Genomic DNA, 23,060 nt, shown 5'->3' on the forward strand with positions numbered 1-23,060 from the left:
AAATTACTGAATTGTTGTAAAATATAAATACTGCATTGAAAAATGATAAATTGCAAAAACGCCACAGTGAAACCATCATTTCCTGCGGAATGCTACCCGAACGAAGTTTGTAAATTTATGGGTTTCCTTTCCTTACTGACAATAAGAGGATAAGAAAATGAATACTAAATTACTTGATTCCCTGATTCAAATTATCAACTCTTTAAGTGATGAAGAAAAAAAGATCATCTCTCAAAATATAACTACATCGTTTCCTGTGCAGCAAAATAATTCTATAAATTTAGAAAATGAACCATTTGTTGGAATGTGGAAAGATAGAAAAGATATGGAAGATAGTAATCAATGGTTACGTCAGTTAAGACAAAATGAGTGGCAATAGGAAATGAATAACATTATTGTTGTAGATACCGATATTTTAATTGACTCTGCTAGAAGTATTCAAGTTGCTATTGATAAACTTGAATCATTAACTAACGATTATTCGATAGCAATTAGTATAATTACAAAGATAGAGCTAATCGTTGGTTGTCGCAATAAAAACGAATTACAAAACCTGGAGAAGTTTTTGCGAAACTACAAACTCAATTTACACCCTTATCCCTAAAAACTAATATTTAAGCAATCAAAATATACACCAAATATGAGAATCTACCTTTACATACTAGCCGGCATCACATCAGCCTTAATAGGCTGGAATATAGGTCAATTTTTCCTCACAGATTTGGGGTTATTCACACAATTTCCCGAAATTACTCTATTTCCCTGTATAGCCATTTCCCTAGCCTTTGGTATGGTGATGAATGAAATATTTATCAGCAACCCCACCAGACCAAAACGCAGTTTCAAAACTGCACAAAAGCCCCTACTAATAGCCTTGGGTTTAGGGATACTTTCTGGGTTAATTGCTGGTATTATGTCCCAAATCCTGTTTTTACCAATTATTCGTGTACCTACTCCCATTGTGAGAACATTAGGATGGTTATTAATTGGTAGTTCTGTAGGGATTGCAGAGGGTTTAAGTTGGCGCTGGTATAGTATGGAAGCGGGGAGTAAAAAACGCTTTCAACAAAGATTAAAAACCAGCATCATGGCCGCAAGTGGGGCGAGTTTTGCAGCAGCAATTATATTTGAAATCATTCGCTTAATGTTGGGGACAATGCCGGCAGAATTTAAAGGTATAGAAGATCCTATTGGTTTTGGTATTTTAGGTTTATTGCTAGGTGGCGTTTTTAGTCTCACTAACTCCCCTAGTTATATTGCCGCTTTGCGGGCTGGGACTGGTTTTGAGTATAGAGAAATTAAAGAGGATAAGAAACTTCCCTCATTACCAAATATCAATCAATCACATTCTTTTATTGATAAATCTGTACTTTCTTTTGTGACAGAAAATGATAATATTAAGGATGATCAAATTGAAGAAGGTTTATCTATTCAATTACCTGCAACTGGGACTATTAGAATAGGTTCTACTATCAAAGATACACACATTTCTATTCCTGGCTTACCTTTCCATCTTGCTGATATTAAATTAGAAAACCGGACAGCAATTCTCATGCCCAATGTTCGGTTTATCAAGGCAATAGAAGTGAATGGAAACAAGGTTAAATCTGGTCGTGGTATACCTTTAAAACATAATTACGTATTGACATTTTACCAAATTAAGAAAGATGGCATCAATGAAGAAAACTATTATCGCTTTGTCTACTATAACCGCTTCCTGGACCCACAAGCTTAGTTTATCTTGCCTGTTATTAATATGCTGGATATTACCTAGTTTAGCTAATGTTAAAACTTCTGAAATCGTTGGTAGTCCTACAGTTAAAGATGACAGAGTGACAATTAGAATTAAAGTCAACAATCAAGAAGATAGACCCTTAATGGGTTTAGAAGATACTAATTTTAAATTGACAGTTGATAACAAGGAAACCAAATTTAAACCTAAAGATTGGAAAAGTCCAGAAGAAAGTGTACCTCCTCCAGCTTGGATTATAGTTTTACTAGATTTTAGTGGCAGTATGAATCAAGTAGATAGTGGAGGAACTAAAAAAATAGCAGGTGCTATTAATGCGATTCGTCAATTTACTAAAATTTCTGGTGAACGCGGTGGAAATACCCAAATTTCTATAGTTCCTTTTGGAAAAGCTGGTAGTAAGTGTCCTGAATCTATTGTAAATAAAGAAACTATGGATAAGTTTCTAGCGGCGAATGATTTTAAACTGCAAAATAATCTGGATTATTTATCAAGTTTGAGTCCCTGTGCGTCTACAGATTTATATGAACCTTTAACCACAGCAGTCGAGTTTTTAGCTAATACTGAGGACTCCCGATTTTACTTACCAGAAAATTCTTCCCAACCAGAACCCAGACTATCAATAATTCTCCTGTCTGACGGATATCACAACGCAGTTAATGAAGCAACTGATTTTGCAGCTTTAACTAAGTTTCTTAAAAACAATGAAAATATTACAGTACATACTTTAGGTTATGGGTTGACACCACAACAATTAGGTGTAAAATATAAATTAGGCAGACCTGCTACTCGTGCTGATTTGAATAAACGTAAAGTACCCGAAGCAGAATTTGTAGACCAACAAAGATTAGCGAAAATTGCCAAATTAACAGGGGGAATTGCGGAGTTTTCTGGTAATGCGGAAAGGATAGCGGAGAATTTACAATTATTTCTGAATGCGTTGTTAGGAGAGTATGAAATTACCTTTACTCAACCTAATGCAGAAAGGGGTTCTAAGCACAAAGTTCAGGTGGAAGTGAGTTCTCAAGATGGTAAAGCCAAGGAATCGCAAATCATAGAATATATTATGCCTGTATTTGGGCGATCGCTGCCTTTGGGAGTACGTCTAATCATGGTAATATCAGTGTTATTTATAGTCATAATTTTTGGAATAGTCCCTTTTCACTACTGGGGAAAATATTTAAAAGCAGAAGCACAAAGGGACTAATTCTATGAGGATATTTGAAAAACATCGGCGAATATTTTTATTTTCTTTGAGTCTTTATTTTCTCACTGCTTGTTCTCAAAATCAGCCAGCAAATCAAGTAATTACTTCCCAATGTCCTACTCAACCAACAGCAGTTTTAGAAACCAACAATGTTAAACCTATTTCTCTGGGTTCTCAAGCTATTAACGAAACAGGTATGGTGACTAATAATAAATCACTTGGTTATACTTTTACAGCTAAATCAGGTGACAAACTGGTTTATAAAGCTAATCAAGATATTTGTATTTGGATTTATACCCCAGAAAATCAATTAATTACTAATCCTATTTTACCTCTTGATGGTAAATATACAGTTCAACTTGCTGCTATCAAGGGTTCTACTACTTTTGATTTAGCATTGGAATTAGAGGATAATACCCAAACTGTTAATTTATCATCTTCTCCTATTCCCACACCTGTAGAAACAACTCAGGTGACTACCCCCACATTACCAAAAGCTACAAATGCTATAACAACTCTCAAATTGATCGCTAACTGTGATGTAGTCAATATTGAATCTGGACAATTAGCACTGCGGTTTACACCCAACGGTACAGCTAAAGCAGGTTTAAATAATGGTGATCAGGTTATACTCCGAAAACAACAAAGTATTTGGGCTTATGTTACTGTCATCAATGGACCAAATAAAAAAGTTGACGGTTTGGAAGGATGGGTTAATTCTAATTATCTTTCTTGTAATAATAATGCTATATCAAATTCAAATAATGTTGATAGACCATCACCAGGGACAGCCATAAAAGATTACTATATTCAGATTAATAATCAACAGTATCAAACAGCTTGGGATATTTATCCCACCGCAGTCAAAGAAAATAAAGAATTACATCCAGATGGTTACAATTCTTTTATTGAATGGTGGGACAAGGTTGATTATGTAAATATTGATAAAGTTAGTGTTGAAGAAGAAATTCATGATAATGCTATCGTCAATATTAGCACTCGCTATAAAATGAAAAGTGGTAAAGTTTCACCTATTAAACTCAATTTTTATCTGAATTGGAATAAAGAAAATCAAAGGTGGTATGTTACTAAAATTCAACATGAATAAATATTTAATCTTAAAAAATAAAAAACCGAAAATGAAAAAACTACTTATCTATTCCACATTTCTATCAATTATCGGTTGTCAACCTGGAATGAATCCCATTGCATCTATTTCCTCTAATTCTGTCAGTTCCTCTGGTTGTGCTGATAAACCTACAGGTTCTCTCAGCAAGAAAGATGTAGAAGAAATTGTATTAAATGAAGGAACAATCACTAAATCTGGTCAAGTTAATGCTAGTAAATATCATGGTTATACTTTTACAGCTAAATCAGGTGAAAAACTGGTTTATAAAACTAATCAGGATATTTGTATTTGGGTTTATACCCCAGATAATCAATTAATTAATAGTCCTATTTTACCTCTTGATGGTAACTATACGGTTCAAGTTGCTGCTATGGGCGGTTCTACTACCTTTGATTTAGCATTGCAATTACAAAACGATGCAGATAAATCATTATCATCAGCACAACCAACACCTTTAGAAACCAGTCAAACTAATATAGAAAATTCCCCCAGAAAAGATGCGGCTGATTTTATTAGAAATCATTATTTATCTCTAAACAACCGTGAATATAGTCAAACACGGAATCAACTATCAAATCAGTTTAAAAATAAATATTCTGGTACTTATGCAGAATATCAACAATGGTGGGATAGTGTTAAAGAAATAAAGATTGGTGATGTTAAAATTGTCAATGACAATGGTAATAATGTTACTTTAGATGTTGAATTATGGTATTATATGAACACTGGTAAAATTGCTCAAGATTCTCGCAGTCGTATTTATCTAATATGGAATCAAAATGATAATAGATGGTTAATTAATGATAAATCAGAACCATAACAAAAGAACCATAATGATGAAAATTAATTCTTGTTTAGCAAATCTGAGATGATTTAATATGTTTAAAAAAATAATTGTCTACTCTACCTGTCTATCAATTATCGGTTGTCAAGCAATAGAAAATCCTCTAGCTAATGTTTCCTCTAATGCTATCAGTTCCTCTGGTTGTGCGGAAAAACCTACAGTTTCGCTGAGTGGAAAAGATGTAGAAACTGTTGCATTAAATGAAAGTACAATTACTAAATCTGGTCAAGTTAGTGCTAGTAAAAATATTGGCTATACCTTTACAGCAACAACAGGACAGAAATTAAGTTATAGCACTGATGCGAATATTTGTATTTGGGTATTTACTCCAGATAATGAAATTCTCAAAGGTGGAGAATTATCTAAAAATGGTAAATATATTATTCAAGTTGCTGCACCTCAAGGGGCAAAAACCTTTGATTTAAAAATGAGTTTAGGACTTTTAGAAACTGCTTCTAGTACCCCTACTGCATCACCTACTAACAATCCTGAAAATACTCCTGAAAATACTCCTGAAAATAATAACTCTCAATCTAGTTTAGAAAATGATAATCTCCAACCAGAAAATGATATTTCTCAAGAACAAGCATTAGAATTAGTCCAGAAATGGTATGCAGCTAAACCCCGCATATTTGCGCCGCCTTTTGATAGAGATTTATTAAATGAACTAGCCACAGGAAAACTTTATCAAAGAGTGGGAGGTGAAGAAGGTGCAATAGATTGGTTACAAAAATATAATCGTTACTATACATATAATAAATCAGCAATTACAAATGTTATGGGTTTTTCTAGTTCTGGAAGCAGACCATATATTAAAGTTAGAATTATAGAAGAATTATATTTACAAGGTGAAAAAGGAATTGATAAAACCAATTCTGGTGAATATCAAATTGATTATATTTATTTCTTTGCAAAAGAAAATGGTACATGGAAAATATATAATAATGAAAAAATATCTGATGCTGATTAATAATTTCTATTAAAAAACAATCTTTAATAAACTATATGCTTAACCCATTTAACCGCTTAAAAAACAACAAACCCCTACTATTTGGATTATACGGTGCTAGTGGATGTCTCACAGCCGCAATCCTATTAGGAGAACCATTTTTAGCCTTAACCAAAGCTAAACCAAACCCAACTTCTCCCGTCACTCCCCAAGCCATAGTTTTATTAATTGACACATCCTCAAGTATGAGTGATGGAAAATTAACAGAAGTCAAAACAGCAGCCAGCAAATTTATAGAACGTCGTGACTTACAAAAAGATCAACTAGCAGTAGTCAGTTTTGGACTAGAAATTAAAACCGCTACCCCACTCACAAACGACGCTAACACCTTAAAAAATGCCATTGATACTTTATCAGAAAATGGAGGTACACCAATGGCTGAAGGTATCAACGCAGCTATTGGAGAATTACAAACAACTGCATTAAATCGCAATATCATCTTATTTACTGACGGTGTACCAGATGACCCTAATTTGGCTTACAATTCAGCCCTAGCTACCAGAAACACGGGAGTAAAACTAATTTCAGTTGCTACTGGGGATGCTGATATAAATTATTTAACTCAAATTACAGGCGAACGCTCATTAGTATTTTATGCTAATTCCGGTCAATTTGATCAAGCATTTCGCAACGCAGAAGCCGCAATTTATAAACAATTAGTTGAATCTAATTCCAGCGAAAACTACAGTGTCACCTATTCAGTATTACGCATTGGTGGTTGGACAGCATTTTTAGCAATGGGAATATCCCTAGCTTTAATTATGGGACAAAACCGCTATATGCGCCTTCCCTTATTAACAGCAAATAAAGGAATTATTAGCACCTTTGGTAGTCTAGCTGCGGGAATGATAGCAGGTGCAACCGGACAAATCTTATTTTTACCTCTCTCTAGTATAGCTGTTTTAGAAATTATTGGCAGAATTGCAGGCTGGATAATTTTAGGTGCATTAGTAGGAGGAGGAACTAAGTTTTTTGTTCCCAATTTAAAACTAAAAAATGCTTTATTAGGTGGAACAATTGGCGGAGGAATTGGTGCTAGTGGTTTCTTAATTACAGCCAATATTTTTGGTGATATTTTGGGGCGTTTATCCGGTGCATCTATGTTGGGATTTTTTATTGGTTTAATGATAGCCTGGATAGAACAAAAGCAATTACAATCACAACCATATTTATTAGTAAATTGGACTCCAACGGAACAAACTACATATTTATTAGGGACAAAGCCAATTTTAATTGGTAGTTCCTTAAATGTAGAAATTCCCTTAAATGCCTCCGATGGATTTACACCTATTACTGCTAAAATTTTTAAAGAAGAAGAAAACATTATTATGCAATTTGATCAAGAGTATGCAGCTATAAAAAACATGAAAAAAACCAGTCAAGATTTAAAAGTCGGTGATACCCGGAAATTAGGACAAATCACTATAGAAGTTAAAGATAAAACCCTTACCGCAAATGGTTAAATAAATGGTTAAATATACATTTAATCTCAAACTTAAAGATTCACCACAACAATATACTTACACCTTAGATTTAAACCCAATTCAAGAAGATATGCCAGAACAGATTTTTACCCCCGCTATCAAAGAAGATATCCGCACAACCTTACAAAAACTCAGCCTCTCAGCAATTAAAGATCATCAACTCAACAACATTATTCAAACTTGGGTAGAAGATATTAGAGAAGGCTATAGATTTAGTTCTTTAACTCTCAATTTGCGGTTATTAATAGAAGAGAATATTGATAAACTCCATGAAACAGGAAATCAAGAAATCCCGAAAATAATTGAGCCAGATATATCAAATATAGAACCTCAATTTGGTATGCTTCCTCCTTTAAATTTTATTTAATTATTCAATTAGGAAAGAAAAATGCAGAATAATCTTAACATTAGTATTACTCCCCATCGGGAATTTATGCCAGCGGATACAGCAGCACAAAAATTATTTGTGATGTTGAAATTACGTCCTACTAAAGATGTCGCTACAAGTTCCCCACATACCACATTTACCTTTGTCATTGATACCAGTGGTTCAATGTATGAGGTAGTATCAGGAGATGTGAAACCAACTGGTATTACATATCAACAAGACGGACAAGCATATCAACAGGTTACAGGGGGAAAATCAAAAATAGATATAGTCATTGAATCCTTATTAGCATTAGTACGTTCGGGAAAATTGACCACCAGCGATCGCATTGCTATAGTCCAATTTGATGACAACGCTTCCCAAATTATCGGTTTAACCAGTGCTACAGAAATTAATCAACTAGAAAATGCGATCGCCCAACTTCGGGACTTTTCCGGTGGTACACGCATGGGTTTAGGATTACGTCGGGCATTTGATATCTTAAGTGAACAACAAATGACAGTCAGACGCACCCTATTATTTACTGATGGACAAACATTTGATGAAGATCAATGTCGGTCAATTTCTAGTAATTTCGCCACCAATAATATCCCCATTACCGCATTAGGAGTAGGAGAATTCAACGAAGATTTACTTACCCATCTTAGCGATTCTACAGGAGGAAAATTACTTTATATTGTCCCAGGAACAGCCATAGGTACACAAATTTCTATCCTTGATTTACCCAATAAAATTATAGACGAATATAGCCAAGCCCAACAAGAAGTGATCACCAATCTAGCCTTAACAGTAAAAACAGTTAAAGGAGTAGAACTGACTAGAATTGTTCGCGCTTACCCCACCCAAGCCGAATTTCCCATTAATCAAGATCCTCATCCTTTAGGGAATGCGATCGCTAATGACGAAACCATATTTATCCTCGAATTTACTATTAATAATCGCCCCGCTGGTCGTGTGCGTATCGCCCAACTTGGACTCACTTACGACATACCTGGACAAAAAATACGCGGTGAACTTCCACCACAAAACCTAATTATCCAATTCGTTTCTGGACAACAAAATGCCGCCCAAGTCAATCAAGAAGTTATGGATTATGTACAACAATGCAACATAGCCAACCTCGTCAACCAAGCCACAAAAATAGCCGAACAAGACCCACAAAAAGCAGAACAAATATTAGAAACAGCCCGACGAATGACCATGAAAATCGGCAATAAGGACATGACAGAATCCTTAAACAACGCCCAAGAAGAACTCCGAAAAACCAAAAAAATCTCCGATGGAACTCGGAAAACCGTTAAAATGGGTGCAAAAGGTAAAACCGTTAAAATGGGCAACGATATTAACGAAATACTTTCAGAAGAAGAAATGCGAAAACTCACAGGAACATAAATACAGCAGAAGTCAGCAGTGAGAAAGATTCAAACATCAATAATTGACACAATATAGAATCTTAAATTGCAAAACTCCAACTATAAAACTTTGCGTCTTTGCCCCTTTGTGTCTTTGCGCGAAAAAAATTAATAATTAAAAATGAGGAGAAAACACCATGATTACTTGTACAGTTTGCGGCTATGATCAAAATTCAGACAACTCAGAATTTTGTAACGCTTGCGGTTCAGAACTACAAGCCATAGTCACACCACCACCAAAAATAGAACCCACCTTAGCACCTACAGTCATTCAACCAACTACACCACAACCCAACAATCCTCCAATTATTTCTGAATCTCCCACAATTATCAACACATTTACAAAAGCCAAACTAACATCTAAACAAACAAACGCCCCCATACCAGAATTTATCCTAGATAATAACGCCATTGTTGGCATATTTGATCCAGACACAGGACCAGTAGAAATTGATTTAGAAACATTTTTTGGCGGAGAAACAGTATCTCGTAATCATGCCGAAATTTATCAAGAACTAGGAACATGGAAAGTCAAAGACTTAGGTTCTACCAACGGAGTATTTATCAAACCACCAGGACAAACTCGCTTTAGTGCCAGAATTACCATACCCACCCCCTTAAACTCAGGTGATGAAATAGCATTTGGTAAAGTTAGATTTCTCTTTCAAACTATCTAGAAAATCAAAAAAACTCTCTTGTGGGGTGGGCATCTTGCCCGCCAGCCACTGCTATATTTATTGCAAATTCCATGAATGAAATGACAAATCAAAACCCATTAACAATTAAAGAAAACATCTGTTTTCAAATAGATAACCTGCAAATAGAAATCATCTCCTATTTAGGACAACTCACACCTGATATTTATTATTTTCAAGTCAATATCATATCTGAAAAACCAGGTTTACTGAGAATAGGTGCAACTAACAGCGCACTCAACCGAGAACTAGAACTGAGAAAAAGACTAGGTGATTACAAACTCATTACCGAACTACTTGCACATAGAGAAGACAATATAACTATTGATATTAAACCCCAAAATACACCGGAAAATGAAACTATCTTTTCTCCTATTACAGAAATAGATACATCCTCAGAATATTTAGAAGATGAATATTTAGAAGACGAATATTTAGAAAAAGAATATTTAGAAGACGAATATTATCCAGAAACAGAAATTAGCACCAATATATCAAATCAAAAACTTATCCTTCTTACCTACCTTCCCAAGGAAAATCAGACCCTAGAAACTTGGCTAAAAACCGAACATTCTTTAGAAGAATCAATATTTTTAACCAGCCAAATATGTCAACTATGTCGCTATCTTTATCAAAGAGAATGGTGTTTTATCAATATCCTTCCCCAATTTATTCAAATGGGAACACCTATACAATTTTTCGATATTACCAGTGCCTATCCTTTGGGTGAAACTCTCAATTCTGGGTTAATAGGAACTTATTGCGCCCCCGAATTAGCATACTGTAAAAACCCCATTCATGAAACAATGAGTAGTTATACAGTTGCAGCATTATTATATCAGATAATTCACAACAAAACCCTATCAACAGATCAAACCATAGAAATACAAATTAATCCCATTCCTATTATTTATCAAATTCTCAAAATTTGTTTATCTTCCCTGCCAGAAGAAAGATTTCCTCTAGAACAACTATTAAAAATATTAGTTCGCACCCGCCAAAACATTAGCACACCCAAAATTAACTGGCAAATAGCCAGTAGTTCTACCGTTGGACTATCAATAAACCGTTTACAAAATGAAGATAACTATGGCATTAAACAACATAAAATCAGTGATACAGAAACCATCCTCTTAGCTGCGATCGCTGATGGTATGGGGGGAATGTCTCAAGGCGAATTAGCCAGTCAATTGGCAATAAAAACAGTTTTAGAAACACCCATTTTTTTCCAATATCAAACCATAGAACAATACCAAGAATGGTTAACAAACCTATTCATTCAAACAAATGAAACAGTATCAAATCAAGTTAAAGATGGGGGAACAACCCTCAGCATCATTTTAGCCATATCCCAACAATTAATAATTAGTCATGTTGGTGATACTCGCATTTACTTACTACGTCAAGGAGAAATAAAACAACTCAGTCAAGATCATTCTCTAGTCGCCATGTTAGTAGCTAGTGGACAAATTACAGAAACCGAAAGTTTAGAACATCCAGATAGAAATGTTCTGACAAAATCTATCGGTACAAAACGCAGATTAAGTGATGGTTACGTCCAAGATTTAAAACAAACTACTCCAGAATTATCTATGCAACTAGAGCATCAAGATATTCTTTTACTATGTTCTGATGGGGTTTGGGACTTAGTGCCTAAAAACGAAATAGCGGAAATTTTCACCCCTGATAAAAACTTACAAACATCAGTTAATTTGACTATCAATAAAGTTTTAGAACGTGGTGCATCTGATAACGCTACCCTTTTAGCATTACAATTTTTAATCAATTCATAGATCCCCGACTTCTTTAAGAAGTCGGGGATCTTATTCTCATTAATTACCAATTACCAATTATGTCTATTCAATGTCCAACCTGTCTCACAGATAACTACGATAATGAAACTAGCTGTATCGCTTGCGGTACACCTTTAACCTCTTCTTCCACTACATCAAATCTGCATTTATCCCCAGGAACATTATTAGGGAATGGCAGATATAGAATAGATAACATATTAGGACAAGGTGGCTTTGGGATTACTTATGCAGCAACTTATCTGCAAAATTCCGCTAAAGTTGCCATTAAAGAACTATGGCCAGAAAATGCAGCTAGACAAGGTAATACAGTTCTGTGGCCAATGTCCATTACCCCTATGCAGCGTCAACAACAACTGCAACAATTTCAATTAGAGGCTAACTATTTACAAAAATGTGTTCATCCTCATATCGCTAAAATTTATGAATGGTTTACAGAAAATGATACCGCATACATGGTAATGGAATTACTTGTTGGTAAATCATTAGATAAAATATTGCTAGAAACAGGACCACTAGAAGAAAATCGAGTTAAAAATTACTTTGTGCAAATTGCTGATGCTTTAAAAGTTATTCATAGTCATAATTTACTCCATCGAGACATCAAACCAGAAAATATTATTATTGTTCCTCCCAATAAAGCTGTATTAATTGATTTTGGCGCAGCTAGAGAATTTATTGCCGGTCAAACTGGGGATATGACCCGAATATTAACCCCTGGATATGCACCTTATGAACAATATATTCAAAAAAGTAAGCGTTTTCCCAGTACAGACCTTTATGCTTTATGTGCATCAATGTATGAATTATTAACGGGAAAATTACCAATAGAAGCCACAGATAGAGCCAGTGCTTTTTTACAAGGTAGTTCTGTGGATAAATTAATATCACCCCGACAATTACGCCCTAATTTAAGTTCATTGATAGAAAAAGTTATTCTCACAGGAATGCAATTTAGAGTAGAGGATAGATTTCAAACGGCTGATGAATTAATTAATGCACTTCAAGGTAAATTTATTTCTCCTCAACATCAACGAGCCAAGGAATTAGTCAAACAAGGTCAACTAGCTGATGCCGTTCAAGCATATCAAAAATATTTACAACTTGCACCAGATCATGGAGAAGCAGCCGTAGAACTAGCATTATTACAAATATATCTTGATGATCAACAAGCAGAAACAGCCGCAGAAATAGCCATTCGATTACAACCTAATGACGGCAGAGGTTATGGAGCTTTAGGACTGATTAATTGCCGTCAAAAAAATTGGGAAGAAGCAGTTAAGAATTTACAGAAAGCCGTTCAATTAGCTCCTCAAGAGGCTTGGATACAAGCTAATTTTGCTTGGGCATTAGGTAAATTTGGTAAATGGAAAGATGCAGAAAATACAGTAAATAAAGCATTACAATTACAGCCTGATTGTACCTTTGCTTTGGCTTTGCAAGCTTGGATATATGTACAGCAACAAGAATGGAAATTAACTATTCGTGCAGCTACACAAGCAATATTTAAATTACAGAATCAGCAAAATAGTCATGGAAAAGAGTTACAATCTAGCCTATATCCTTATTTAATTATAGCTTTAGAAAAAGCCGTTGTCACTAAACAAGCTAATGATGTAGATAGAAGAATTGAAGAATTCATTAATCAAGTGCCTGATAGTGCTATAGCTTGGGGTTTAAAAGGTTGGAAACAAGCAACTAAATATTTATGGCAAGATGCTATCAGCAGTTTTGAAAAAGCCAGTCATCAAGCATCAATTATAGATTGGGTATTAATTAATTACGCTATTACTCAGGAAAATTTACAAAATTATCAAAGTGCTATTCAAATCTATGACAATTATCTACAAAAATTTACGCCTCAAGCTTTTATTTTATTTCGTCTCGGTACTTTATATGCTCAAATAGGAGAATGGCAAAAGGCAAGGTTATATCTTGAAAAAGCGATTAAATATAATCATATTTATGCTGAGGCCTATCATAATTTAGGTTGGGTATTGCTGAATATTAAAAGTCAAGATGGACAAGTAGAAAACTGCCGAGAAATGTTATCTGCTTATAGTAAAGCCACAGAATTATATGGAAAAGAACAAAAATCACCAATGAATGCAGGTATTAAACAGGCTTTTCAATTGGTGGGAGTGAATATTTAGAACATATTGAGGTACACTCAGGATACTTGCAATTTAGGACACATTGTAAACCAATATTGCAGAAACCGATTTTAAGATTTACTAACTTGCCCAAAAATTGTACAGAGACATTCAATATTGCTATATTGGTTCTGATCAATGTTTGAGTCTAGGGTCATAAATTGAATTACGTCTTTAGATACAATGCTTTAACTTTGACGTAGCCTGCAGGAATCGCTTCACTCGCAGTAGCCATCGCTTCTCTTTCCTTCAGTCTCGTAAGGGATACAAGACGCTGTATTATTGGTCCATCGGTTGCAGCAACAACCAGAATTGCACAATCCATCTGAGCAGCGCCCGTGATCATATTTTTTACATAATCAGCGTGATCTGGGCAGTCAACGTGAGCATAATGACGTATTGGAGTATCGTATTTTACATGAGAGGTATTGGTAGTGATACCACGCGCTCTTTCTTCTGACACATTATTGATTTGCTCGAAAGATCGCGCCTCACCACCATAGGTCTTGGCAAGAACAGTAGTAATGGCAGCAGTGAGCGTTGTTTTACCGTGATCTACGTGACCGATGGTGCCAACGTGAACTTGCGGTTTTTGTCGTTCAAATTTTTCTTTAGCCATGATGAATACTTGATAGCTGTGGTTTTCTTCAGGTGGCGATGAAAGTCGCTAACCCTTCTCATAAACAATGCGATTCCTAGGTCGCGCCTCGCTTTGGTGAGAAATCCGGGTCCAGACTCCACTGTTTTTGAAGGCAGAGCCTTCTAGAATTCATTCCCATACAGAGTATAGGAACGAGAGATCGGAACGAGAAATTATTTTAATGTTTTTGGATTTTTAATTCACATTGTTGGAAAATATAATTCACCGCAGCAAATAATTTATCTAAATCTTGAATCATATACAGATTTTTATTTCGAGTAAATACATCACCAACCAACTTTCCAAATTGCCATATTTTCCCGTTAGAAACAATTCCAAAAACATCACTAACAAAATCATCATTAATTCTCTGAACTGCGATCATTTCAGCTAAACACTGACTCCAACCTTCTTCAAATTTGTCTTGTTTAGCTTCAACCATCAAAAAATAAGGTTTATCAAAAACAATTGTACTTAAAGAGTTTCGCTGTGTCACAGTATAATCAGGAATACCTGATAAATCCTCATCATAAGCTAATGCTTCATGACTCCAAAGAGTTAATTTACTTCGATAAGGTTTCCATACTTCTTTCAATACTGGATAAATGAGATTTTCACAAATAGCATCTTCGGAATTATCAATAACTCCATCTGTAAATAGCAAATCTAATTCCTCCTGAAAAGATTCCTTAGCCGGAAATTCTACTTCCAACATAAAATTAGATTGCACATACTTGATTTGAAACTTTTTAATAACTGAACTAATACTTTTATAATTGCTAAATGCCATAAAATTCTGTCAATCCTTAAATCCTGTAGATCTTGATATGGCTACGCTATTAAACAATAGTGCGTTCCGTTTTATTGCTTTGCGAACGTTCATCTACTTACAATTAATACCTTGTCCATTTCCTGCTTTGTTGGGTTTCATGCTAATTGCTCCGCGTTCACGCAGTGTCCCGCAGGGATACGTTCACGTTCCACAACCCAACCTACAAATCAATGCTTTTTCCAATTTGAACAAGGTATTGACAATATAACAATTTTTTAGCTTAACAGCAAGAAGCCCCACGTCTCACTCTTAGGAGCGTGGGATGAATTGCGTAGCGTGCCATGTGAGTTATTTCTTCCATCGGTGCATCTATCTAAAATACCTCTTTCCTTCAGTCCCACAAGGGATACAAGACGCTATCTGCAAAGAAGCAAGGTACAGACGTCAATCCTCACACCTAAAGAATTGGCTGAAATTGGGTGTGGAAGATGTCCATATTATTAAAACGAGTAGAGTCAGCTTTAGGGTCGCAACCTACGATCATGATGCGTTGACCCATTTCAGCCATAGCGGCTAAAGTATTTTGAGAAGTGGTAGATTTACCGATACCGCCCTTGCCGTAGAAAGCTATCTGTCTAATTTTTTCTTCAGTCATTGTTCGTGTTTCCTAGAATTAGTTAATTGGTGGTTTTGTCTGGTTCTCACGGCCAAAGTTCTACGGCGGTGAGCGTTTGTAGAACGTCGCTATCTATGGAGGCGATGGGCAAAGCCCCGCCAGGAGGCGAACGCTCTACAGAAAATAGAATCAGTGTTGAGTGCATTGTATTTATGAGGTTGTGAGGATTTTTTCTTTGTCTGTTGTAGGGGTTTAGCACTGCTAAACCCTTACCATTAGCTGTTGTTTACTAAACTGCTTCGACAATAATTTCTTTACTGATGCGATCGCGTAATCTCGCTTCAATCGCAATCTTTAAAGTGGCTGTGCTGCTAGAACATGAACCGCAAGCACCTTTAAGAATTACCTTAATTTTATCGCCTTCAACATCATAAAGTTCTACATCTCCCCCGTCGGCGATTAAAACGGGTCGGACTTCTTCATCTAATACTTTTTGAATCAGAGCAATTTTTTGAACTGTAGTTAATGGTCTTTGTTGCTCTGAACTGGGAATTTCTGTTTTAGCATTTGCCTTGTATCTGTAGAGATTTTTGTTGGCGGCTTCCTGCTTTACTTCTCTTATTATATCATCAATCTTCGTTAAACAAGAACCGCATCCGCCACCAGCTTTTACATAATTTGTTACTTGCTCTGCACTGAAGAGATTGTTTTGTGCAACTGCTTTCTTGATCTTAGCATCAGTTATTCCGAAACAGCTACAGATGAGGACACCTTCTTCATCGTCATGTGCCTCTAGAGGAATGCCACGATAATTATAAATGGCAGCTTCTAGAGCCTCTTGACCCATAACAGAACAGTGCATTTTCTCTTGAGGTAAACCACCTAAATAATCAGCGATTTCCTTATTTGTCACACCCAAAGCTTCATCTAAAGTCAGACCTTTAACCATTTCAGTTAAAGCGCTCGAAGAAGCAATCGCACTGGTACAACCAAAAGTTTGAAACCGAGCATCGAGAATTTTATCTGTTGCTTCTTCAACTTTCAAATGTAATCTTAAAGCATCACCACAAGCAATACTTCCCACTTCACCAGTTGCCAGTTTCACACCAGCTTCGCCAGTTTCTTCAATAGCACCCTGGTTTTTGGGATCGTAAAATAACTCTAATACTTTATCAGTGTAGTCCCACATAGTTAATTTTAGATTTTGGATTTTAGATCGGTGATTCGTAATTTTTGATTAGTCAGCAGTCAGTTTTTACTTACTACTGACCACTGACTAATGACTAATGTACGGGCGAAGCATTCGGAGAAAAGCCTTTGGGAGAAACCGATAATTGATCATCCTAATGCTTCGCCCCTACGGATTGTTGTTGTAACCAACCTGCTTCATCATTTTTGAAGGGAGATAAAGCTCGGAGACGGTCAACAATTTCCGGCATTACTGCTATTACTTGATCAATTTCAGCTTCGGTTGTGTAGCGAGAAAGACTGAAGCGAATTGAGCCATGTAAAGTAGTGTAGGCTAAACCCATTGCCCGTAAAACGTGGGAAGGTTCAAGAGAACCAGAAGTACAAGCAGAACCAGAAGAAGCACAAATACCGTACTTATTTAAAGAGAGCAAAATTGCCTCACCTTCAATATATTTGAACCCGATATTTGTAGTATTTGGTAATCTATGTTTGATATCACCATTTACTTCACAGTCAGGAATGTGGGATAGAAGAGATTTCTCTAAATAATCGCGCAACTTTGTTAATCTCTGAGATACTTCTTCTAAATGTAACAGTTCTAATTCCGCAGCTTTGCCAAGAGCAATAATTCCCGGAACGTTCTCTGTACCGCCTCTGCGTCCTCGTTCTTGATGTCCACCAACTAAGAGAGGACGGAAACGAACCCCACGTCTCACATACAAAGCACCAATACCTTTAGGAGCATGAATTTTGTGACCAGATATAGTTAACATATCTATGGTGCTGGTCTTCATATTCAAGGGTATTTTGCCTACCGCTTGCACTGCATCAACGTGGAAGATAGCGCCGTATTCCTTAACCATAGCACCAATTTCTTCAATTGGAAATATCGTGCCGGTTTCATTGTTGGCATACATCATTGTTACCAAAGCAGTATTACCAGTTAGAGCAGCTTCTAACTCACTCAAATCCATTTGTCCATGAGAATCTACCGACAAATAGGTAACTTGATAACCTTTAGATTCTAATTGTTTGCAGACATTTAAAACTGCCGGATGTTCTACTTGGGAAGTGATGATATGACGTTTTTCAGGTTGAGCTAATAAAGCAGCATGAATAGCAGCATTATCGCCCTCAGTTCCGCAACTGGTAAAAACAATTTCTGATTCATCTGCTCCCAGTAAAGCAGCAACTTGTTCTCTAGCTATTTTTACAGCCTTCCCAAGTTGTCCACCAAAAGTGTGCATACTAGAAGGATTAGCATAATAGTCCGTCAAATAAGGCATCATTGCCTCAACAACTTGAGGATCTATTTTAGTGGTGGCATTATTATCAAGATAGATACAATTATTTTGCATGATTTTCCATATAAAAGTATAAAGTAGGGGCGAAGCATTCGGGCGATAAATTATCGGTTTTGTCCAAGACTATTTTCCCAATGCTTCGCCCTTACAGGGGCGATAAATTATCGGTTTTGTCAAAGACTATTTTCTGAATGCTTCGCCCTTACAGGGGCGATAAATTATCGGTTTTGTCCAAGACTATTTTCCCAATGCTTCGCCCTTACAGGAGTCAGAAATTCAGAAGAAAGATAAATATAAATATTCTCTATTTCCTATTTCCTCTTAACTGTTACCTGTCACCTATATAACTATTGGTCCTTGATGCTTTTGCAATTGTTGGGCAATCTTTTGGGAATAGGATTTATACCAATTCTCCCAATAGTCTTGCTTATTGGTTAACTTTGCTCTCACACGGTTGTAAGTAGCAAACCAACTTTCCCAATAATCACTAGGTTGTTTAATGCAACCATCAACAGTAGGACAACTGGCTTTACATTGAGGTACGGTGTGAATACTACCAGCGCAATTTGTGCAAAGTTCCGAGTCAATCCAGTAATTACCGTCAACTTCTTGAATTGCACCGGTAGGACAAACAGATAAACACAACTTGCAGGAAATACACTGGCTAGTAATTTCGTAAGCCATGATTATTTACCTTTGTGGGAATTGGTGAAGAGGTAATAGGTGATTGGTAATTGGTGATTGGTGATTGGAACATATTACCCATTCCTATTACCCATTACCTATTACCCATTACCCATTAGCCTTAACATATTGCTCGTAAAATTCTAAAGCAACCTTTTCAATTACGTCATAGGCTTCAACAGTTTGGATTCCTGCTGCTTCTAGTTTTTCCTTGGGACAATTGCCTATTTTCGATACCAAGACTGCTTTACAATCTGCAATTGATTTCATTATATTGTCTGCGGTAGCTGCTTCGCTGTAACCACCTTGACAATATTGATCAATCTTGCGGTGACTAACAAAACGAACTTCATTACCATCAACTTCATAAACTTGAAATTCTTTGGCGTGTCCGAAATGTTGGTTAACTAATCCACCACCTTTTGTTGCTACTGCAATCAAGATTTTAGGACTATTAGCAGATTTTTTGCCAGTTGATGCTTTATCTTTTGCAGCCTTAATTTCTTCTCTAAATTTCTCAATCCCTTCGTGAACTTCTTGACGAGTTTCAAAGTTATATTCTGGAGCCATTTCCATGAACTTATCTTTAGTAAATTCTTGGCTACGATCTTCTCCTAATAATCCTACCGCATCGGCTCGACACTGGCGACAGTGGCGCATCATTTTCATGTTACCAGAACAGCTATCTTGAACTTCTTTCAGTTCTTTTCCTGTTGGTCCACGTTGACCAGTTAAACCGAAATGTGTACCATGTTCTGGTGCAGAAATGAGCGGCATAATGTTGTGTAAGAATGCTCCTCTTTCACGAATAGCCTTATTAACTTCTACCAAATGTTTGTCATTAATTCCGGGAATCATTACGGAATTAACTTTGCATAAGATATCAGCTTCTTTGAGAGCTTGCAATCCTTCCAATTGTTTTTCTAGAAGAATTTTTGCCCCTTCAATCCCTCTGTAACGTTTGCGTTTATAGTGAACCCAAGAATAGATTTCTGCACCTATTTCGGGGTCAATGGTATTAAGGGTGATAGTAACGTGATCTATATTTAATTGCTTGATGCGATCAATATGTTCTGTCAGCATCAAACCGTTAGTAGATAAGCACAATTTAATATCTGGTGCTTTATCGGCAATTAATTCAAAAGTCCGAAAAGTTTTTTCTGGATTAGCCAAAGGATCACCAGGACCAGCAACTCCCAACACAGTCATTTGAGGAATTTTTCCGGCAATTACTAACACTTTATGGGCAGCTTCTTCCGGTGTGAGTAATTCACTCACTACTCCAGGACGACTTTCGTTAGCGCAATCATACTTGCGGTTACAATAGTTACATTGAATATTGCAAGCTGGAGCAACGGCAACGTGCATCCGTGCATAGTGATGATGAGCCTCTTCACTATAGCAGGGGTGTTTAGAAATGCGTTCTATGAGTTTTTCATCCATTTCTGGAGTTGTGGTGCTGTCGCAACCGCAAGCAGCAGATGTAGCAGGGGCGATAATGGCATTCTCAAAGTCGGAGGTGAGAATATCTGTAGCAGGTAGTGTCATTGAATTTCGCTGTTGGAGGTGGACTTGAGAGCCACTGTGGGAGATGCTTTTACTACTGCCAATATCTAAATTATTTTAGACATGGTGCTAATCTCATCCCTCCACTCACTTTTGACTGCTAACTTGGTTTTGTTAAGGAGCGTTAAGTGATTGGCGATAAATGATTTATAGCAGCCCTTTTTTTTGCCCCCCTTCGTTGACAGGGGATAGAACTTATTGGATTTATTATGTTTGTACTCAAATCCTTAAATCCTTGCATTGCAACGATACAAAAATTAAAAAAGATTTTTTCGGGTAGGGGTACGAGTATTTATAGTGAGGGGTACGAGTATTTATCATGAGGGGTTCAGGATTTCTTTGTACTCATCTCCAAGTCAATACCTGTAAGGATTTCAGCTATCTTTTTATTGGGTTTTCTTGATATTCGACTGTACTCAACTTTTCGGCAAATTATCCTGAAAACTCTTGTTTATCAGGGATTTGAGGATAAAAAACTGGAGTAAGACTAATCCGACTACTCCAGATCCGAGCGAAATTCAATTCTGTATACAACCTATCATTTTTTTTCGGGTAAAAATGCAATTTATATTTTTTTAATTTTTCGATTATTAATGATATAAATTGTAGCTGTATATCTTGCTGTATAAGGAATATACCTTTGCTATATCATCTATATTAATGCAGATAATTTGCAAAAGATTTAATTTTTTGATCATTATTTATTGGTGATTAGTTATAATTTTGTTAGCCATAAACTTTCGATTATTACTACTATATATATATAGTGAACAAACCAAATTAGGGAAAATGTGATGAAAGCTGTTATTATCCATATAGATATAAAAGGTGTGAAACTTCTGTTCAATGAGCCTGTTTCTGCCAGAAAAGTTGTAAACTGAATAATAAACAGATTTGATATACATTACTAACTAAGCGTAATTCCCAATGACCACTAAACGCCATTACCACATTATTACCTTCGGTTGCCAAATGAATAAGGCCGACTCTGAGCGCATGGCTGGCATCTTAGAGGACATGGGCTTTGAGTGGTCAGAAGACCCAAATCAGGCAGATTTAATCCTTTACAACACCTGCACCATTCGGGATAATGCGGAACAAAAGGTATATTCTTATTTAGGTAGACAGGCCAAACGCAAGCAGGAAGAACCTGATTTAACTTTGATTGTTGCTGGTTGTGTTGCCCAACAAGAAGGGGCAGCTTTACTGCGACGGGTGCCAGAATTAGATTTAGTCATGGGACCCCAACACGCTAACCGTCTGAAAGATTTGCTAGAGTCGGTTTTTGCAGGTAATCAAGTTGTCGCTACTGAAGAAGTTCACATTTTTGAAGATATCACCCAACCGCGTCGGGATAGTCAAGTCACAGCTTGGGTAAATATCATTTATGGCTGTAACGAACGTTGTACTTATTGTGTAGTTCCTAACGTCCGTGGTGTGGAACAGTCTCGCACACCAGAAGCGGTTAGATCCGAAATTGAACAGTTAGCGAGACAAGGGTACAAAGAGATTACGCTCTTGGGTCAAAATATTGACGCTTATGGACGAGATTTACCCGGTTCTACTCCCGAAGGTCGTCACCTGCACACATTGACAGATTTACTTTATTATGTACATGATGTACCGGGCATTGAACGCATTAGATTTGCCACGAGTCATCCGCGTTATTTTACAGAAAGATTAATTAAAGCTTGTGCAGATTTGCCCAAGGTATGCGAACATTTCCATATTCCCTTTCAGTCTGGTGACAATGAGCTTTTAAAAGCTATGTCACGGGGTTATACACACGAAAAATATCGCCGGATTATTGATACTATTAGAGGATATATGCCAGATGCGTCAATTAGTGCTGATGCGATTGTGGGTTTTCCCGGTGAGACAGAAACACAGTTTGAAAATACTTTGAAATTGGTGGAAGATATCGGTTTTGATTTAGTGAATACTGCGGCTTATTCACCCCGTCCTGGCACACCTGCGGCTTTGTGGGATAATCAACTCAGTGAAGAGGTAAAAAGCGATCGCTTGCAAAGATTGAATCATTTAGTTAATATTAAGGCAGCCGAGCGATCGCAACGTTACTTTGGCCGCATTGAAGAAGTATTAGTAGAAGCTCAAAACACCAAAGACACAAATCAAGTCATGGGAAGAACCGGCGGAAATCGGCTTACGTTCTTTACTGGTGATATTAATGAACTTAAAGGACAAATAGTCAAAGTCAAAATTACCGAAGTTCGGGCTTTTAGTTTAACTGGAGAAGTGGTAGAAGTTCGTCAACCAGTGACAGTTTAAAAAAAATACAGGAGTATGGTGTCAGCTACAGCACTTCCCGGTGTTATGAGGTACATATCTAGCGGGCAAGATGCCCGCACTACAAGAGTTTCATGATTCAACTTTGTACCTCATAA

General features: G+C 36.5%; 19 protein-coding genes and 2 pseudogenes. 14 read left to right on the top strand and 7 right to left on the bottom strand.

Annotation, left to right across the window (positions count from 1 at the left end; translation table 11 throughout):
* Positions 1 to 157: 157 nt before the first annotated feature.
* From FJR08_RS02270 to FJR08_RS02330, 13 genes are all read left to right on the top strand, one after another.
* Positions 158 to 379, top strand: coding sequence for a hypothetical protein (locus FJR08_RS02270; protein ID WP_168632005.1), 222 nt, complete (start codon positions 158 to 160; stop codon positions 377 to 379).
* Positions 380 to 382: 3 nt separating this feature from the next.
* Positions 383 to 604: a type II toxin-antitoxin system VapC family toxin gene (locus FJR08_RS02275; protein ID WP_168632006.1), complete on the top strand. Its 222-nt coding sequence runs from the start codon at positions 383 to 385 to the stop codon at positions 602 to 604.
* Positions 605 to 640: 36 nt separating this feature from the next.
* Positions 641 to 1,735: a hypothetical protein gene (locus FJR08_RS02280; RefSeq protein WP_168632007.1), complete on the top strand. Its 1,095-nt coding sequence runs from the start codon at positions 641 to 643 to the stop codon at positions 1,733 to 1,735.
* Positions 1,677 to 2,957, top strand: coding sequence for a vWA domain-containing protein (locus FJR08_RS02285; protein WP_254435665.1), 1,281 nt, complete (start codon positions 1,677 to 1,679; stop codon positions 2,955 to 2,957). Before FJR08_RS02280 ends, FJR08_RS02285 begins: the two co-directional genes overlap by 59 nt.
* Positions 2,958 to 2,961: 4 nt before the next feature.
* Complete coding sequence (locus tag FJR08_RS02290; protein WP_168632008.1) at positions 2,962 to 4,065, top strand: hypothetical protein; 1,104 nt, start codon at positions 2,962 to 2,964, stop codon at positions 4,063 to 4,065.
* 31 nt (positions 4,066 to 4,096) lie between these two features.
* The gene (locus FJR08_RS02295; protein ID WP_168632009.1) at positions 4,097 to 4,906 is read left to right on the top strand and encodes a hypothetical protein; all 810 of its coding nucleotides are present in this window, start codon (positions 4,097 to 4,099) and stop codon (positions 4,904 to 4,906) included.
* A 58-nt stretch (positions 4,907 to 4,964) separates the two neighbouring features.
* Complete coding sequence (locus FJR08_RS02300; RefSeq protein ID WP_168632010.1) at positions 4,965 to 5,900, top strand: ARC6/PARC6 family protein; 936 nt, start codon at positions 4,965 to 4,967, stop codon at positions 5,898 to 5,900.
* Positions 5,901 to 5,935: 35 nt separating this feature from the next.
* A complete protein-coding gene (locus FJR08_RS02305) occupies positions 5,936 to 7,402 on the top strand; it encodes a VWA domain-containing protein (RefSeq protein ID WP_168632011.1) in 1,467 nt (488 codons plus the stop codon).
* A gap of 4 nt (positions 7,403 to 7,406) precedes the next feature.
* On the top strand, positions 7,407 to 7,790 hold the full coding sequence (locus FJR08_RS02310) for a hypothetical protein (protein WP_168632012.1): 384 nt from the start codon (positions 7,407 to 7,409) through the stop codon (positions 7,788 to 7,790).
* A 21-nt stretch (positions 7,791 to 7,811) separates the two neighbouring features.
* Complete coding sequence (locus tag FJR08_RS02315) at positions 7,812 to 9,203, top strand: VWA domain-containing protein (protein ID WP_168632013.1); 1,392 nt, start codon at positions 7,812 to 7,814, stop codon at positions 9,201 to 9,203.
* Between the two features lie 157 nt (positions 9,204 to 9,360).
* Positions 9,361 to 9,900 carry an FHA domain-containing protein gene (locus FJR08_RS02320; protein ID WP_168632014.1) on the top strand — a complete coding sequence of 180 codons (540 nt, stop codon included), beginning with the start codon at positions 9,361 to 9,363 and terminating at the stop codon, positions 9,898 to 9,900.
* 71 nt (positions 9,901 to 9,971) lie between these two features.
* A complete protein-coding gene (locus FJR08_RS02325; RefSeq protein ID WP_168632015.1) occupies positions 9,972 to 11,711 on the top strand; it encodes a PP2C family serine/threonine-protein phosphatase in 1,740 nt (579 codons plus the stop codon).
* 59 nt (positions 11,712 to 11,770) lie between these two features.
* Positions 11,771 to 13,882, top strand: coding sequence for a protein kinase (locus tag FJR08_RS02330; protein WP_168632016.1), 2,112 nt, complete (start codon positions 11,771 to 11,773; stop codon positions 13,880 to 13,882).
* 274 nt (positions 13,883 to 14,156) lie between these two features.
* Here the strand turns inward: FJR08_RS02330 and FJR08_RS02335 are convergent.
* The 7 genes and pseudogenes from FJR08_RS02335 to nifB all read right to left on the bottom strand — a co-directional run.
* Positions 14,157 to 14,501 (bottom strand): annotated as a pseudogene (locus FJR08_RS02335) (GTP-binding protein); the annotation flags it as partial.
* Positions 14,502 to 14,700: 199 nt separating this feature from the next.
* Positions 14,701 to 15,312, bottom strand: coding sequence for a hypothetical protein (locus FJR08_RS02340; RefSeq protein WP_148762563.1), 612 nt, complete (start codon positions 15,310 to 15,312; stop codon positions 14,701 to 14,703).
* Positions 15,313 to 15,796: 484 nt separating this feature from the next.
* Positions 15,797 to 15,949: pseudogene (locus FJR08_RS02345) on the bottom strand (AAA family ATPase); the annotation flags it as partial.
* A 250-nt stretch (positions 15,950 to 16,199) separates the two neighbouring features.
* Positions 16,200 to 17,099 carry a Fe-S cluster assembly protein NifU gene (gene nifU / locus FJR08_RS02350; RefSeq protein WP_168632017.1) on the bottom strand — a complete coding sequence of 300 codons (900 nt, stop codon included), beginning with the start codon at positions 17,097 to 17,099 and terminating at the stop codon, positions 16,200 to 16,202.
* Between the two features lie 154 nt (positions 17,100 to 17,253).
* Positions 17,254 to 18,459, bottom strand: a complete 1,206-nt coding sequence (nifS, locus tag FJR08_RS02355) for a cysteine desulfurase NifS (RefSeq protein ID WP_168632018.1) — start codon at positions 18,457 to 18,459, stop codon at positions 17,254 to 17,256.
* 285 nt (positions 18,460 to 18,744) lie between these two features.
* On the bottom strand, positions 18,745 to 19,089 hold the full coding sequence (locus tag FJR08_RS02360; RefSeq protein ID WP_148762569.1) for a DUF362 domain-containing protein: 345 nt from the start codon (positions 19,087 to 19,089) through the stop codon (positions 18,745 to 18,747).
* Positions 19,090 to 19,197: 108 nt separating this feature from the next.
* Positions 19,198 to 20,637 (bottom strand): nitrogenase cofactor biosynthesis protein NifB, encoded by a 1,440-nt coding sequence (nifB, locus tag FJR08_RS02365; protein ID WP_015081223.1) that lies wholly within the window; start codon positions 20,635 to 20,637, stop codon positions 19,198 to 19,200.
* A 945-nt stretch (positions 20,638 to 21,582) separates the two neighbouring features.
* Between nifB and miaB the strand changes: the two genes are divergently transcribed.
* On the top strand, positions 21,583 to 22,944 hold the full coding sequence (gene miaB, locus FJR08_RS02370; protein WP_168632019.1) for a tRNA (N6-isopentenyl adenosine(37)-C2)-methylthiotransferase MiaB: 1,362 nt from the start codon (positions 21,583 to 21,585) through the stop codon (positions 22,942 to 22,944).
* Positions 22,945 to 23,060 lie beyond the last annotated feature (116 nt).

This window comes from Dolichospermum sp. UHCC 0260 (assembly GCF_009711985.1).
In the GTDB taxonomy this organism is placed as follows: domain Bacteria; phylum Cyanobacteriota; class Cyanobacteriia; order Cyanobacteriales; family Nostocaceae; genus Dolichospermum; species Dolichospermum lemmermannii.

Excerpts from the sequence above, each read along its gene's own strand:
- FJR08_RS02270 (WP_168632005.1), top strand. The coding sequence starts at position 158 with ATGAATACTAAATTACTTGATTCCCTGATTCAAATTATCAACTCTTTA.
- FJR08_RS02275 (WP_168632006.1), top strand. The coding sequence starts at position 383 with ATGAATAACATTATTGTTGTAGATACCGATATTTTAATTGACTCTGCT.
- FJR08_RS02280 (WP_168632007.1), top strand. The coding sequence starts at position 641 with ATGAGAATCTACCTTTACATACTAGCCGGCATCACATCAGCCTTAATA.
- FJR08_RS02285 (WP_254435665.1), top strand. The coding sequence starts at position 1,677 with ATGAAGAAAACTATTATCGCTTTGTCTACTATAACCGCTTCCTGGACC.
- FJR08_RS02290 (WP_168632008.1), top strand. The coding sequence starts at position 2,962 with ATGAGGATATTTGAAAAACATCGGCGAATATTTTTATTTTCTTTGAGT.
- FJR08_RS02295 (WP_168632009.1), top strand. The coding sequence starts at position 4,097 with ATGAAAAAACTACTTATCTATTCCACATTTCTATCAATTATCGGTTGT.
- FJR08_RS02300 (WP_168632010.1), top strand. The coding sequence starts at position 4,965 with ATGTTTAAAAAAATAATTGTCTACTCTACCTGTCTATCAATTATCGGT.
- FJR08_RS02305 (WP_168632011.1), top strand. The coding sequence starts at position 5,936 with ATGCTTAACCCATTTAACCGCTTAAAAAACAACAAACCCCTACTATTT.
- FJR08_RS02310 (WP_168632012.1), top strand. The coding sequence starts at position 7,407 with ATGGTTAAATATACATTTAATCTCAAACTTAAAGATTCACCACAACAA.
- FJR08_RS02315 (WP_168632013.1), top strand. The coding sequence starts at position 7,812 with ATGCAGAATAATCTTAACATTAGTATTACTCCCCATCGGGAATTTATG.
- FJR08_RS02320 (WP_168632014.1), top strand. The coding sequence starts at position 9,361 with ATGATTACTTGTACAGTTTGCGGCTATGATCAAAATTCAGACAACTCA.
- FJR08_RS02325 (WP_168632015.1), top strand. The coding sequence starts at position 9,972 with ATGAATGAAATGACAAATCAAAACCCATTAACAATTAAAGAAAACATC.
- FJR08_RS02330 (WP_168632016.1), top strand. The coding sequence starts at position 11,771 with ATGTCTATTCAATGTCCAACCTGTCTCACAGATAACTACGATAATGAA.
- FJR08_RS02340 (WP_148762563.1), bottom strand. The coding sequence starts at position 15,312 with ATGGCATTTAGCAATTATAAAAGTATTAGTTCAGTTATTAAAAAGTTT.
- nifU (WP_168632017.1), bottom strand. The coding sequence starts at position 17,099 with ATGTGGGACTACACTGATAAAGTATTAGAGTTATTTTACGATCCCAAA.
- nifS (WP_168632018.1), bottom strand. The coding sequence starts at position 18,459 with ATGCAAAATAATTGTATCTATCTTGATAATAATGCCACCACTAAAATA.
- FJR08_RS02360 (WP_148762569.1), bottom strand. The coding sequence starts at position 19,089 with ATGGCTTACGAAATTACTAGCCAGTGTATTTCCTGCAAGTTGTGTTTA.
- nifB (WP_015081223.1), bottom strand. The coding sequence starts at position 20,637 with ATGACACTACCTGCTACAGATATTCTCACCTCCGACTTTGAGAATGCC.
- miaB (WP_168632019.1), top strand. The coding sequence starts at position 21,583 with ATGACCACTAAACGCCATTACCACATTATTACCTTCGGTTGCCAAATG.